The organism is Mycobacterium haemophilum DSM 44634, from assembly GCF_000340435.2.
Taxonomy (GTDB): Bacteria; Actinomycetota; Actinomycetes; order Mycobacteriales; family Mycobacteriaceae; genus Mycobacterium; species Mycobacterium haemophilum.
Genome location: NZ_CP011883.2, coordinates 1,926,746 through 1,940,759, shown reverse-complemented (window position 1 = coordinate 1,940,759; position 14,014 = coordinate 1,926,746). Strand labels below are relative to the sequence as shown.

The window sequence follows — 14,014 nt, the reverse complement described above, 5'->3', positions numbered from 1 at the left end:
ACTCCATCGCCGCTAAAGCATAGCCCGCGCACGCACTTCGCCGGCACCCTGCTCAACAGGACCAGCGACGAGCGGGTGACTTGTATAGGTTTGGCTCACATCCGCTTTCCGCAACGTCGGCGGCGCCCACGACCCCGGCGGGAATTGCTTGCGCCAGTTACGGCCATGCAGTTTCCGCATCCCGCGAACCTTCGCCAAGTTAGCTGCCGCAGCGTACCGCCGCCTGCCGAATGTAGCATCGGCGGTCTTGTGTCCAAAGTGGTTGATATAAGCCATCTCAGTTACGTACAAACCGTATCCAGCGTTTCGTGCGCGCAGGGCCAGGTCGAGGTCGATACCCCACCCATAGCGTTGAAAGGTGTGTAGGTCTAGCCCTCCAATGGTCAGCCAACAGTCACGGGACAGTACGAGCGCCGTTCCCTCCACGGTCGGCACAGCGCGATATACAGGTCGGGGAAGGTAGTCTGCGGCAGCTGGCTTCTCGTCAGCTTCCGCACAAGGGAAGCCGTGATCAATCATCGGCCCAACTATTCCCGCATCAGCGGGTAACCGACGGTCGAGCAGAGCGGCAACAAACCCCTTCGAGATGCGAGTGTCGTTGTTGAGCGTCATCGCGTGGGAGTAGCCCTCCGAGAACGCAATTCGGAACCCAAGGTCGCTGCCTCCAGCCCAACCTAGGTTCTCGCGGGTTCTGATGATCCGTTCACTGCCGATGGCGGAATAGTCACCCCGGTTGTCAACGATTAAATAATCTGCGCCCTCGCGCTCTAAGTCTTCGACGAGGGTATGGCTGTAGTCATGCTGCCCATATACAGGGATCGTAATCAGCAGAGACACCACCTGACCGTACACCGGCTACCCCGGCCGCGACTGCCATTCGGCAACGGTCAGTCCCGCGGAACATCACCCCAACTTTCACTCGTGAATCAACAGTATGCTTGCGTCCACTTGCTCAGCTGACGGGCATCGCCTGGTCGGGACGGCGATCGTGCGCCGCAAATCCGAACGAAAACCCCGAATTCTTATTGAGCCATTGCTAGTTTGCCAGCATGACGGCAATCACGCTGGTACCCGCGCGGACCGCGGGACACGTGAGAGCATGGTGTGCGACGACGACATTGGGCTCGGCCCGTTGGCAACAGGGCCTCGGGGCGTTCATTGCTGCTGCCCTCTTTTGGCCCAAGTCATCGATCGATCCTATCGTCGGACTCGATCCCTCGTGGCAGGCCGGGCTCGCACTGGCCCGGATTCACCACATCGCGTGGGGACCCGAGCTGGTATTCACCTACGGACCCCTCGGGTTCCTGCAGAACAGCGCCTACTACTCGTTCGCACAAGCGGTACTCGCCTCGATCTACCAGATAACAGTCATTGCCGCGCTGTTCCTGGGCATCGCAACGGCACTGCGCCAGCGTCACGCCCCGATGACGTCACTCATCGGCGCGTTCGTGACAACCGGCATTGCCGTCTCCCTGCACGTGGGTAACGGCTTTTCCGTCAAGGGTTCGCTGGGTATGTGGTACCCCGAGCTGGCCGTTCTTGCGGCATTCGCGTGGGCGAGCGCGTCCTTGTTGCAGCACGAACCCAAGCGGTCGACAGTGTTCACCACCTGCACAGCACTCGGCGCGGTCGCAGGCTTTCAACTGCTGGTCAAGCTCAGCAGCGGCCTCTCGATCGTGGTCATCGCGCTGGCCGTGTCGGTGCTGCTCGGCTGGCGAGCAGTCGGGCGACATTGCGCAACGCTGGTCACCTTCGTGGCGTCCATCCCGATCTGGTGGTTGCTGGCCGGCCAACAACCGGGCGACCTGCCCACCTGGCTCAAGCTCAGCGCCGCCATCGTGTCGGGTTACGTCGACGCGATGGCCACCGTGCCTCTCCCGCCGAACGCCGCGCTCGGGGTGTTATTAAGCCTTGCCTGGACGGTTGTGCTCGGTGTGATGTTCGCGCGTGGCCGCCCCGAAATCCCCCGCCGCTTCGTCGTGCTCGTGGCCATCGTGACACTGATCGCCGGCAAGGAGGCGTTCGGCCGGTTTGACCTGTGGCACTTCAGCATCTTGCTGGGCGTGATCGTTGTTGCCCTGGCCATTACCCCGCTCACCGGCACTCGCCGCCGCCGCGGCTATGTGGTGGCCGCGGTGGCGATCACTTTGGCCTCCGCCAACATTTACGCCTCGGCTGTCTACGACCGCGCTGTAGCAGTGGTGCAGGCGCCGATGCAGGTGGTCGACCGCCTAGCCACGCTCACCCTGCCTGGCCGCCTCGGCCAACGCATCGAACAAGCCAAGGCAGATCAGCGCACCCTCTACGCGATCCCGAGCCGCTTCATCACCACCATCGGGTCGGCACCAGTCCACATTGACCCCCAGGAGATTTCAGCCGCGTGGGCCTACGACCTGACATGGCGCCCAACACCGGTATTCCAAACCTACTCGGCCTACAACCCCACACTGGACCACCTAAACAGCGAATCACTAGCCAACAGACCACAATTCGTCCTATCCCGGCTATCACCAGCCTCACCCGCCACCGGCATCGACGGCCGGCTAGGGGTACAAGAATCCCCGCAATATTCGCGTGCACTGCTATGTGATTACACCGTGAACGGCATCGAAAACCGCTGGGCACTACTGACCCGCACCACCCCCCACTGCGGACCGCTCACCCCACTGTCGACGGTCCCCCTTCGCGAAAACGACACGATCATGGTCCCTGCCCCCAGCGAACCCGATATGGCAGTCCTCGTGGGAATCGATCTGGATCAAACCATTGCCGACCGGCTCTTTGCGGGAACCATCGCCCCGTTAACTAACTTCACGGTCCTACTCAACGGGATCACCTACCGCCTCGTCGCCAAAAACGCGGCCGAGCCATTTCTGGTCACCACCCCCGCCTCAGTCGCTGGCACGAACCTGCAAATCCATGCCCACGCCATCAGTGTCGGCAGAACGGTAAACCTGGGCCAACCCTTGACCACTGCACGACTACGCTTCTACGAGATGCGCGTCAAGCCATGAGCCGCAGTTGATATCGCTAAACAAGTTGACCTACAAGGTATTCCAACAGACCTTGATATGACCGGAACAACGAATGCGACTCCCTGCCGCGCGGGCAACAAAACTTATCCGGTAAATAAGAAACTCCAACGCGTCTGCCTTGTCGTGTCTACAATCCATACGCATGAAGCGTCTTGCGCTGGCCGCCGGCGCGCTATTACTCGCGGGGTGTGGAAGCGCCACGCACACCACAGCCTCGACGGTGACTGTCACGCAAACTGTCACTGTGCAGCCGACCGTCCCGCCAGCAGTAGCTCACACAACATTGCCGCCAACGGGTCCCAAGACCGTCATCGACTCCTTCGGCCTATACGAGACTGTCATCGACAACAACGGCACATACCTAATCGGCGCCGACATATCGGCGGGCAAGTACCACACACTTGGTGGCGCGACGTGTTACTGGGCACGGCTGCGCAGCCTTAACACTACGGACATCATCGATAGCCACCAGGGCAGCGGTCCGCAGGTAGTCCAGATCCGGGAGAGCGACATCGCGTTCTTGACGCAAAACTGTGGGACCTGGCAGATGGTTCCCTGGTTCTAGGGCGTGCTTAACCGACCTTGACATATCGCCGATCGACACCAGCGTCGTGGCACCAACCCCGGCCGGTTCTGTTGCGCGAAAGCACAACATGTGCGGATTGGCCTCGCCATATTCGCGCGAAACGCCCCATGCATTTGTTGCAATCTCGTACGCTCAACCGTGAATGTCAAGCATGCTTTTGATCTCGCCGAAACCCTGACGAGATCGGAGACGAGCAAGGGGAGGTGGGGGTTCGCGTGACAACTCAACCCGATAAGCGCATCTGCATCGTCGGTGGCGCCGGGCACGTCGGACTGCCGCTAGCATTGGTGTTGGCGGACGTAGGTTTTGACGTCAACATCCTCGACACGAACGCCCAGGCTTTGAAGACCGTTATGGCCGGGCGGATGCCCTTCATCGAAAATGGCGCCGAGGATCTCCTCAAGCAGCTCTTGCCGACCGGGCGTCTCACCGCGAGCAGCGACGCGTGGACGGTCAAGAACGCCGACATCGTCATCTGCGTGGTCGGGACACCCGTCGACGAGTACCTGACACCGCAAGCGCACGCCTTCTTCCGCATCATCGACGAGATCAGTCCACACTTCCACAATGAGCAGACACTCATCCTTAGAAGCACCGTCTACCCGGGATTGAGCCAGCGCGTTCACGACATGTTCTCCGAACGCGGCATTGGCGTTCACGTCACCTTCTGCCCCGAGCGCATTGCGCAGGGACACTCGATTCGTGAGCTGCGCGTCATTCCGCAGATCATCAGCGGATTCGACGACGAGGGGCTACGGGTGGTCCGCGAGCTCTTCTCGCAGGTGACCACCGAGATCATCGAAGTCAAGCCGCAGGAAGCCGAGCTGGCCAAGCTATTTTGCAATAGCTACCGCTACATCCAGTTCGCGGTGGCCAACCAGTTCTACCTGCTCAGCCGTGAGGCCGGGCTGGACTTCGCGCGCGTCCATCACGCGGCAACGTACAAGAACGGACGCGTCGATAGCCTGCCAGGCGCCGGACTGGCTGCCGGCCCGTGCCTGCTGAAGGACACCATGCAGCTCGCGGCTTTCAGCAACAACAATTTCATGCTGGGACACGCGGCTATGCTCATCAACGAAGGCCAGCCGCAGTTTCTTGTCAATATGCTCAAGCGCCGGATTAGCTTGCGCGACAGGTCGGTTGGCATCCTGGGTATGACATTCAAGGCCGATTGCGATGACACACGCGACTCGCTCAGCTTCAAGCTCAGGCATCTGCTGATGCTCGAAGCGAAAGAAGTGATGCTGCACGACCCATTCCTGGAAGGCAAGGATTATTTCCCGCTGGACACCATCTTGGACCGGGCCGACGTCCTTGTCGTCGGCGTACCCCACTCTGAGTATCGTGGCCTGCGGGTACCACGAGGCAAAGTGGTCGAGGATGTCTGGGGGTGTCTGGATTTGAGCGAGCTTGACCATAGCGAGCTGAACGGCGCGCGCTTGGCGACTCTGGGGACCAGGGCGGTTGCGCTGTGAAGGTTCTGGTAACCGGCAGCGCCGGATTCATCAACGGCTATGTCGTCGACGAGCTGCTCCGCGCCGGCCACCATGTTGTGGGTATAGACAACTACTCGAAGTACGGCAAGGTCAAGAAGAGCTATGACGACCACCCGCACTACGAGTTCGTCGAGGGCGACGTCAAAGACGTTGATCTCATGTGCCGCCTTGTCGAGGGCTGCGATCAGATGGTGGCCAGCGCTGCCCGTATCGGCGGCATTACTTACTTCCACGAGTATGCATACGATCTGCTAGCTGAGAATGAGCGTATTGCGGCTGCTCATTTCGACACCGCCCTCTACGGCTATCACAAGGGCTGGCTGCAGAAGATCAACGTGATCAGTTCGTCGATGGTGTTCGAAAACGCGACCGTCTTCCCGACTCCGGAGAAGCACATCACCGAATGCCCGCCTCCGACAAGCACTTACGGATTCCAGAAGCTGGCCTGTGAGTACTTCGCGCATGGCGCCTACGAGCAGTACGGTCTCCCCTATACGATCATCCGCCCCTTCAACTGTGTGGGTACCGGCGAGCAGCGGGCTATCGGCGGGCGTGAAATTCCAAGCGGCAACGTTAAACTCGCGATGAGTCACGTCGTGCCGGACTTGATCCAGAAAGTGGTGAAGGGCCAAGATCCACTGCACATCCTTGGGGATGGCACGCAGGTGCGCCACTACACCTACGGCGCCGACCTGGCCCGCGGGATCCGCATGTGCATGGAACACCCAGCCGCGCTGGGTGGGGACTTCAACCTTTCCACCCCCGAGGCCACGACGGTGTTGCAACTCGCCGAAGTGATCTGGCGTAAGATGCGACCCGACACCCCGTTTCGCTACGAAAGTGATCCGCCGTTCGAGCATGACGTCCAGCTACGCTCGCCGGACGTCCAAAAGGCATCCGAAATCCTCGGCTTCTCGGCGACGACTACGCTCGATGCCATGCTGGATGAAGTCATACCCTGGATCGTGAACGCCGTCGAGGCAGGGACCATTTGACGCGCGTTGCTGCTATCAAACCTAAGGAAAACATGCGAATAGCGGGTGAGCCCGACCTGCAGCGCCTCTACCGCAATCGCTTCGGCCACGACCAAGAGTCGCGATCTGCCATTTGGGGTGTACTCGTCCACCACTTTTTCCAGGCATGGGTCAGGCGCAGCGACACGGTGGTGGACTTGGGATGCGGATACGGCGAGTTCCTGAATCAGGTGGGCGCTGCCCGCCGCATCGGTGTCGACCTGAACCCGGACAGTGCCGGCATGCTCGAGCCCGGGGTCGAGTTCCACGAAGGCCCAGCCGACGATCTTCGCTTTCTTGAGGACGGCTCGGTGGATGTGGTCTTCACCAGCAACTTGCTGGAACATCTGCAAAGCAAAGCAGATGTGGAGCGCATGATCGCCGAGGCCTGGCGAGTGCTCAAGCCAGGCGGGCATTTCATCGCCATGGGGCCCAATATTCGCTTCCTGCCCGGCGACTATTGGGACTTCTGGGACCATACGGTACCCATCAGCGATCGTTCCCTCATTGAGCTGCTGGCGTCCCAGCAGTTCACGGTCGTGGACGCTTACGACCGTTTCCTGCCGTACACATCGCACTCGTCGCTGCCGCAGGCACCGATCCTGGTGCGCCTATATCTGCGGCTCAGGGCGGTGTGGCCGATCTTCGGCAGGCAGTTCGTGATCCGTGCCCGCAAATCACGACCGCCGTCGGCGACGGATAACGAGCAGCTGGTGAGTGTGGTGATTCCCGTGTTCAATGAGGGCGAGAATATTCAGGTCTGCGTCAGAGGACTCACCGAGGCGTTAGCGGAAACACCCCACGAACTGGTCGTGTGCTACGACTTCGACGAGGACAGCACGCTGCCGGCGCTCGCGGCCATGCCCGACCGGCCGACCACGGTGCGACTGGTTCGGAATTCGCTGGGCAAGGGGGTAGCAAATGCGCTGATCACCGGCTTCGCAGCCGCCCGTGGCGACGTCATCGTCAGCACGATGGCTGACCTGTCCGACCCACCGTCGGTAATTCCGTTGATGGCGGCCAAGATCCGGGAAGGATGCGACGTGGTCAGCGGGTCGCGATACATGCCCGGCGGCTTCCAGCACGGAGGTCCTCGCTTGAAGGGGCTGATGTCGCGGACAGCCGGGCTTAGCTTGCACTACCTGGGCGGTATGCCGACCCACGACGTCACCACCAATTTCCGCGCGTACAGCCGTCGATTCCTCGACGAGGTCCCGGTGGAAAGCGTGCGTGGGTTCGAGGTGGGGCTAGAGCTCACGACGAAAGCGCATCTGCTGGGCTTTCGGATCGACGAGGTCCCCAGCGGCTGGCATGACCGCGTAGCCGGTACAAGCAAATTCGATCTGGTCGGCTGGCTGCCCGCGTACCTTCGCTGGTACATGGAGGCAATGTGGCGGCCGATGTTGCGTTGGACCGGTGGCGGACTGGCAGCGCTCGGGGCCTTGCTGGTCATGCGCCGGCACAGACGGGGCAACCTGCGGCTGAGCTGAGCGCGAAAAATCATGTCGGCAAAGTGAATTGGGCTCCGGCGTCGCACCGGTAAGCTTGAACAGCCATCGGTCCAGAATGAAGAAGCGGCCGACCCAGACAATGCCGTAACCCACCAACTGGGCCAAGAACACCGCCGGGCCACGGACGAGCCTCGTCTGATCAGCCATCACGTTCTCGACAAAGTGCGTTAACAGTGTGGCCTGCGCAACGCCTAGCATCATGGCCACCCAAGACACGACCACCTGGCTGCCCACGTTCTTGCGGGACGTGACCCGCCAGACGAAGTGCTTATTAGCGAAGAAGTTTGGGACTAGCACGATGCCGGCCGACAGCAGTGACGCAGCGGTATAGTCGTCGAACCAGAGGCCGAAGACCTGGATGAGAATTTGGCCGGGCGGCACGAAGACCACCGACACGACGGCGTAGCGCAGCTTCTTGCGTGCCTCCTCGGTACGCCCGCCAACGATCAGACCCGCCCGCGATAGGTCCATGGGCGGCAACATACCTGCCAGCCGTTCGCTCCGGGCCCGAACAGGCGAAACTCGAAGAACCAAAATGGCGAGCACGTCACGGCTTTGTTCTTCAAGCTAGCTTAGCTATTGGCTTGGCTTGCAAACATTTACAAAGTCGCCACGTGTGCGTCTGGCTCCATCTACAATCGCTACCCATGCAGCGCGTCCCACTGGCCACGTCTGTGCAGCGGCTGTGGTGCCGCTATGCCCTCGGCCTGGCACGGGTCAGAACTGGACACCGCCGGTGAACAAAGTAGCCTCCCTGCAGCATTGGTCGCCTCTCGCACGGCGCGAAGACAACACGTGGACCCGCTTGGTTCCAAGTGCGCTTGACTCGTGCAGCCGGTCGGCAATGGCACAGTGGATTGGCCTACCACTGCTGGCATTCCTCTACCCCGTGATTACGGTGGCTACGCAAAAGGCTCCCTTTTACGACGACCCCTTCATCCTGATGCGCTACGGCGACCACCTCGCCCATGGTTTGGGGTGGACGTACAACCCGGGCTCGCCGACCAATAACGCCGTAACTTCCCCGCTCTATGTCCTGCTTATCGCGGCGGGAACATTCATCGGCGGCTCGCCCGAAATGTGGTCGACGGGCCTCTATGTCGGGGCATGGGGGCTGGGAGGCATCGTCCTCGCGCGCATTTTCTTCCTGGAGGGACGGCGCTTAGGCGGGTGGCTGGCATGCGGCCTGTACTCGATCGCACCGCTGCTAGCGAACGTGCGCGGCATGGAAACGTCCCTGTATTTGCTGCTGATACTCGCCGCGATCTGGGCCTTTCAGCGTGAGCGCTGGCTGGTATTGGGATGTCTGCTGGCACTGTTGGCAATGGCCAGGTCAGACGGATGTCTGCTCGCCGCAGCCTTGATCGGCTGGCTCACCGTTCGACAGCGGCGGACCGCGCTGACGGTGCTCGGACCATGTGTAGCGATAGGTGCCTTGTGGGCTGCTGCCTCGTGGGTGTTGACCGGCAGCCTGTTGCCGAGCACGCTGGCTGCGAAGCTTGCGCAACGCGACTCTGGGCAGTGGGGCGGCCAATGGAGCTTCCTGAAAGGGCTTTCCGCGAACGGCATCATCGGCGTCGAGCTTGCCCGACTAAGTGATCCCCGCGGTGTCATGCCTGGGCTCCTGTTGCTCGCAGGCGATCTGGTGCTGATAGCGGCAGTGTTCGGGACTGTGCTTGCGTTCCGGCGCGGCGGACACACACTCCCCCTACTCAGCGCGGCTGCAGCCATAGTCGTACTCGAATACGGGATCGTGCTTCGCATACCCGGGACCTATGTCTGGCATTACGGGCCATGGACGCTGTGGGTGATCGCCGGGTTAGCCGTTGCGCTGGAGGAAACTGCCCGGCATGGTCATCGTGTTACGACGTCGCTGCTGCTGGCCGGAGCAGTGGTCGCCTTGATAGCGGCGGCTCATGTCCCGGATGCGTGGAGATCGGTTCGGAGCCACTACCGGCAAGTCGCCGAGTGGATAGACCGCAACGCGGCCAGCCCACACCCCACAGTGGCAGCGGGCGAGGTCGGCGCCCTGGGCTACTACGGCCACGCCGATATAGTCGATTACCTAGGGCTTTTGGACTCCAGGGCCAACGATTCAGTTCGACGCAACGACTTTACCTGGTGGCTGTCGGTGAGACCGGACTATTGGGTCACGCCGAATGACTGGTCGGTCGACGCCCCGACGATTGCGCTGCCCGAGTTTCAGCGTGAATACGCCGTTGCAGTCACCATTGGGCCAGACACCGTCTATCGCCGAATCGCTCGATAGTGGCCGTCAGGGGGGCGGTCACCGCGATCCGTGAGCAACTCTTGGCGGTCTGCGGCCTAACCGAGCGGACGCTCCTGCTCGGCGCGGTCCTGCTGGGATCTGCGGTGTCGGCGGCGACGAGTTTCGTTCTCGCCCAATATTATTCCATCGACGTGCTTACCTCTCTCACCGGTAGCGCCGAGGATTGCTGGCTCGATTGGGGCACGCAGATCGGCCGACACTGCTTCAGTGACTACGCAATGACAGTGGGTTTCGGGATGCGCCCCAATCCGTGGGTGAGCTATCCGCTGTTCTTGCCCTGGAACAATTACCAGACCGGCGGGAGCCCCTACCCAGCAGCGGGGTTGCTGCCGCAACTGTTTTTCGGGATTCTCGGCGAATGGCTACACAGGCCACGACTGGGACTGGTGGGCTACCAACTCGTTTTGACGTGCGCGGTCTTGACGCCCGCCGTCTGGGCGGCGCGCGGCGCTCGCGGTCTGGAGCGGTTGATCGTCTTTGTGGTGGTGGGCGCCGCGGCCATCCCTGCATTGGCCGTGATCGATCGGGGTAACTCGGCTGGGTTGGTCGCACCGATTGGCCTGGTGTTCCTGGTGGCGCTATGCAGGCAGCAGTGGAGACTGGTAGCGATCACAGTGGTCCTGGCCGCGCTGCTGAAACCACAGTTTGCGCTACTCGCCGTCGCGTTGTTCGCCGCCCGAAAATGGCGGTTAGGCAGCACCGCGGTCGTGGGGGTCGTGATCTCCAATCTCATCCCGTATTTGCTGTGGCCGCGCGACTTTCCGGGAACGATCGTGCAGTCGGCCCGCCACGCCCTCCATTACAGCAGTTCGGTCGCAGCGCTTGTCGGGCCATACAACGCATCCTTTGGGAAGGGAATCTTTTTCATTCCGGATAGGATCGCTTACCCGCAGTGGGGCTATGTGTCGAACGGCTTTCTTGACGGAGTCCGACCGCTGATCGGCTATGTCGTGCTTGTTGTCGTCGTTGGCTGCGTGCTTGCTCTCGGCCGGCGCATTCCCCCAGTCATGGTGGGCATCGCGCTGCTGGCCACCGCCTGCCTCTTCCCGGGCCTGGTATTCCAGTACTACCTGGTGTTCGCCTTACCGGTCGCGGCGTTGCTGGCCCGTGCCCCAGACGGATCGGCGGGATCGGGGATCTTCGACCAGCTTACGGCCCACGGTGAGCGCCGTCGCGCCGTCGGCATCTGCGTGACCCTCGCCGCGGCGTTCAGCATCGTCTGCATCCCCCTGCCCGGCCAGCCGATCATGTCGCCGATCGCGGGCCAGCTGGGGGTCATCGGGGTCATCGGCACCACGCCAATTGTCCACACCACGATGGAACTGACGCCGCTGCTGTGGTTGATCGCGTGCGCGGCGATCATCGTCTCGTATGCGCGAAGACCGGTGGCCGACGCCCAAGCGGATGTCTGCAGCGCATCGGCGTTAGACGAACTGGCCCCGGCAGCCGCGGCCCAACTGGGTGGCGAGTAAGACAAACCGTCAGGAAGCGACTTCGCTCTGATGCCATTGCAACACAAAATCGTTCGCGCACCGCTTCGGCTGCTGTCGAGAGTGATTCCCGAACCTCGGCATCAGTCCGTGGTCTTGCCTTACTGGTACACACTCGTGCGGCTCGCAGCACCAATGCGCACGCCACCTCCGGCTGGGGTAGCTGATCGGTCGCTCACCTACCTTACCTAGGGGCTGGCGCCTGCCCAGCGTTCGCGAGGTTGTTACGGCGCATCCGCCGCTCGATCAAGTGGTACACAGCGCGTCGACCAACGGCATTCACACGGGCTCGCGCGCTGCCGGCGAGCAGGTGGTGCCGACCAAGCAATCCCGGGTGCGCGGCAGCCAACTCGCGGTGAAAGTCGATGGCCTGGGCGGCCTGGGTGCCCTTCAGCTGCACACTCCACTGAGAATGACTGACCCGGAACGCGGCGAGCGCGCGGGGCACCGCTACGAGATTTCCGAGGAGCAGCACGGCACAGTAGGTGGCCTCGTCGATGAGGTAGGGGAAGCGGTCGTCCCAACCTCCGGCGTCGGCCAGGGCGATGCGTCTGAACAACACCGACGCGGGCTCACCGAAAATGTTCGTGCCGGCGAGCACGGTGCGCCGGATAGCATCAACGCCGGTGACTTCACCGCGTAGTCCCCCCAGCCCACGGTTGGGTAGGACCGGCATTCCCGCGGCGTCAACGACGTCCCTGGTGCTCGCGGCAAGCACCGCTGAGGGGTGTGCTGTCAACGCCGCCACCTGCACCGCGAGGCACTCCGGGTAGAGCACATCGTCGCCGCAGACCAATTTGATGAACTCGCCGGAGGCAAAGTCGGTGACGGTATTCCAATTCGCCGGCGCCCCACCACCGGAAGCCAGCCGGCTCAAGCGTACCCGCGGATCGGCGGTGAACGGCTGCAGTGCCTCCCAGGTGCCATCGGTGGAGCTGTGATCGGAAACCACCAGCTCAAAGTCGCTGTACGTCTGCGCCAGAATCGATCGCATGGTGGCTTCAATGAAGGCGACACTGTTATATGCCGGGACGACGACCGACACCCGCGGCATCATGCCTGAATCTGTTGATGCTCGGCTAGACCAAGCTCGGCGGGGGTACGACGGAACGAGAACCCGCGGTGAGCGAACCAACTGAACACCACGGCAGCGCCGACGATTACCACCTGGGCCGGCAACACCGGCCAACCAAAGACCTCCACCAGCAGCGGCAGCACCGCGACGTTGGCGCCTAGGACGGAGAGGTTAACCAGCTCGAACCGCACTAGGTCGCGCACGACGTGTCCGGTCACGCGGAACACGAACCTACGGTAGAGCACAAACGCGCACAGCACCGCTACGACGTGCGCGCACAGCAGCAAGCCCAGGTAACCAACGGCATCCTGAAAGAGCCATAGGAGCAACGCAAACCACGCTGTTGGGATTGCGGTGTTGATCCCGCCGACAATGAGGAAGGCGACCCGCTGATCCCTGATCAGCCGAAACAGTGGACCGGGGACGCCGATCATGCCTGCCGGTGCACGAATATGCTCGTCGTGGGCCGCAACGGTGTCGAGATTCATGGGCAGCTCGGCCAATTTGGCGGGTAGCCCGGCAACGATGCCGCTGCACGCCGGCTCGCGGCTGCGACCAACCCGGGGGCGCCTCCGACCGTTTCGCGGATCATGAACAGCGGCCGGCCTTTGGCCTGGTCATAGAGCCGGCCAAGATAGGCGCCGATGGCGCCGAGAATCAGGAACTGCATACCGCTCAGGATGCCGATCGCGGCCGCCAACGAGCTCCAGCCTGGGACCGTCTGTCCTAGTATCGCTCCCATGCTCGACCAGACAGCAAAGGCAAATCCTACGAACGCCATCACCCAGCCGAGCATCATCGACGCCCGGAGCGGCATCACCGAGAAGCCGCAAACTGCGTCAGCCGCGAAACGCACCATCTTGGTGAACGGGTACTTGCTCTCCCCGGCCATCCGAGGCTTGCGGTCGTAAACCAGTGGCACCTGCTTGCCGCCGATCCATGCAACCATGCCGCGCACAAAGCGATGGCGCTCCGGCATGGCCAGCAGCACATCGAGAACGCCCCGCGTGATCAAGCGGAAATCGCCGGTGTCACACGGGATGTCAACATCGGTGACCCGACTGAGCGCTCGATAGAAGAGGCTGGCGGAGGCGCGCTTGAACATGTCCTCGCCTTCCCGATGACGGCGATGGCCGTAAACGACGTCGGCGCCCTGATCCATCAACGCCATCATGTCGGGCAAGAGCTCTGGTGGATCCTGCAGGTCGGCGTCAATGATCAGCACACGATCGCCACGGCACACGCTCAGTCCTGCAGTGAGTGCAAGCTGATGGCCGTGATTGCGCATCAACCGCACACCGACGATGCGCGAATCCTCAATTGCCGTCTTGGCCATGATCTCCCAGGTCCTGTCGTGGGAGCCGTCGTCGACGAGAATAATCTCGCTGGTGCCACCCATTACATCGAGTACAGCCCCCACCCGCCGCAAGAACTCCGGTAGCACTTCCTGCTCGTCGTAGCAGGGTGCCACCACCGATAGGGTCGGGCGGGCGACAGAACCCATGCGCAGTAATGTAG

11 protein-coding genes are annotated in these 14,014 nt (G+C 61.9%); 7 read left to right on the top strand and 4 right to left on the bottom strand.

Going from position 1 to position 14,014, the window contains the following annotated elements:
- Positions 1–12: 12 nt before the first annotated feature.
- Positions 13–852 (bottom strand): glycosyltransferase family protein, encoded by an 840-nt coding sequence (locus tag B586_RS09290; protein WP_047313876.1) that lies wholly within the window; start codon positions 850–852, stop codon positions 13–15.
- Between the two features lie 197 nt (positions 853–1,049).
- Here B586_RS09290 and B586_RS09285 point away from each other — a divergent pair, with 197 nt between their 5' ends.
- The 7 genes from B586_RS09285 (at position 1,050) to B586_RS09255 (ending at position 11,403) form a co-directional block, all read left to right on the top strand.
- Positions 1,050–3,014 (top strand): hypothetical protein, encoded by a 1,965-nt coding sequence (locus B586_RS09285; RefSeq protein WP_054880103.1) that lies wholly within the window; start codon positions 1,050–1,052, stop codon positions 3,012–3,014.
- Positions 3,015–3,177: 163 nt separating this feature from the next.
- Positions 3,178–3,600, top strand: a complete 423-nt coding sequence (locus tag B586_RS09280) for a hypothetical protein (RefSeq protein ID WP_047313874.1) — start codon at positions 3,178–3,180, stop codon at positions 3,598–3,600.
- Positions 3,601–3,824: 224 nt separating this feature from the next.
- Positions 3,825–5,096 carry a nucleotide sugar dehydrogenase gene (locus tag B586_RS09275; protein ID WP_308207689.1) on the top strand — a complete coding sequence of 424 codons (1,272 nt, stop codon included), beginning with the start codon at positions 3,825–3,827 and terminating at the stop codon, positions 5,094–5,096.
- Positions 5,093–6,112, top strand: coding sequence for an NAD-dependent epimerase/dehydratase family protein (locus B586_RS09270; protein ID WP_054880105.1), 1,020 nt, complete (start codon positions 5,093–5,095; stop codon positions 6,110–6,112). The genes B586_RS09275 and B586_RS09270 overlap by 4 nt, the downstream gene beginning before the upstream one ends.
- Before the next feature lie 32 nt (positions 6,113–6,144).
- On the top strand, positions 6,145–7,620 hold the full coding sequence (locus B586_RS09265) for a glycosyltransferase (protein WP_054880106.1): 1,476 nt from the start codon (positions 6,145–6,147) through the stop codon (positions 7,618–7,620).
- An 865-nt stretch (positions 7,621–8,485) separates the two neighbouring features.
- Positions 8,486–9,910, top strand: a complete 1,425-nt coding sequence (locus B586_RS22010) for a DUF2079 domain-containing protein (protein WP_236971372.1) — start codon at positions 8,486–8,488, stop codon at positions 9,908–9,910.
- The gene (locus tag B586_RS09255) at positions 9,910–11,403 is read left to right on the top strand and encodes a hypothetical protein (protein ID WP_156406742.1); all 1,494 of its coding nucleotides are present in this window, start codon (positions 9,910–9,912) and stop codon (positions 11,401–11,403) included. The genes B586_RS22010 and B586_RS09255 overlap by 1 nt, the downstream gene beginning before the upstream one ends.
- A gap of 202 nt (positions 11,404–11,605) precedes the next feature.
- On the opposite strand, the gene B586_RS09250 is transcribed toward B586_RS09255, so the two are convergent.
- The 3 genes from B586_RS09250 to B586_RS09240 are packed head-to-tail and all read right to left on the bottom strand — an operon-like array spanning position 11,606 to position 14,000.
- Positions 11,606–12,475, bottom strand: coding sequence for a glycosyltransferase family 2 protein (locus tag B586_RS09250; RefSeq protein WP_236971397.1), 870 nt, complete (start codon positions 12,473–12,475; stop codon positions 11,606–11,608).
- Positions 12,475–12,984: a GtrA family protein gene (locus B586_RS09245; RefSeq protein WP_236971371.1), complete on the bottom strand. Its 510-nt coding sequence runs from the start codon at positions 12,982–12,984 to the stop codon at positions 12,475–12,477. Before B586_RS09245 ends, B586_RS09250 begins: the two co-directional genes overlap by 1 nt.
- Positions 12,981–14,000, bottom strand: a complete 1,020-nt coding sequence (locus B586_RS09240) for a glycosyltransferase family 2 protein (RefSeq protein WP_054880109.1) — start codon at positions 13,998–14,000, stop codon at positions 12,981–12,983. Before B586_RS09240 ends, B586_RS09245 begins: the two co-directional genes overlap by 4 nt.
- Positions 14,001–14,014 lie beyond the last annotated feature (14 nt).

Excerpts from the sequence above, each read along its gene's own strand:
- B586_RS09285 (WP_054880103.1), top strand. The coding sequence starts at position 1,050 with ATGACGGCAATCACGCTGGTACCCGCGCGGACCGCGGGACACGTGAGA.
- B586_RS09280 (WP_047313874.1), top strand. The coding sequence starts at position 3,178 with ATGAAGCGTCTTGCGCTGGCCGCCGGCGCGCTATTACTCGCGGGGTGT.
- B586_RS09265 (WP_054880106.1), top strand. The coding sequence starts at position 6,145 with ATGCGAATAGCGGGTGAGCCCGACCTGCAGCGCCTCTACCGCAATCGC.
- B586_RS22010 (WP_236971372.1), top strand. The coding sequence starts at position 8,486 with ATGGCACAGTGGATTGGCCTACCACTGCTGGCATTCCTCTACCCCGTG.
- B586_RS09250 (WP_236971397.1), bottom strand. The coding sequence starts at position 12,475 with ATGCCGCGGGTGTCGGTCGTCGTCCCGGCATATAACAGTGTCGCCTTC.
- B586_RS09245 (WP_236971371.1), bottom strand. The coding sequence starts at position 12,984 with ATGAATCTCGACACCGTTGCGGCCCACGACGAGCATATTCGTGCACCG.
- B586_RS09240 (WP_054880109.1), bottom strand. The coding sequence starts at position 14,000 with ATGGGTTCTGTCGCCCGCCCGACCCTATCGGTGGTGGCACCCTGCTAC.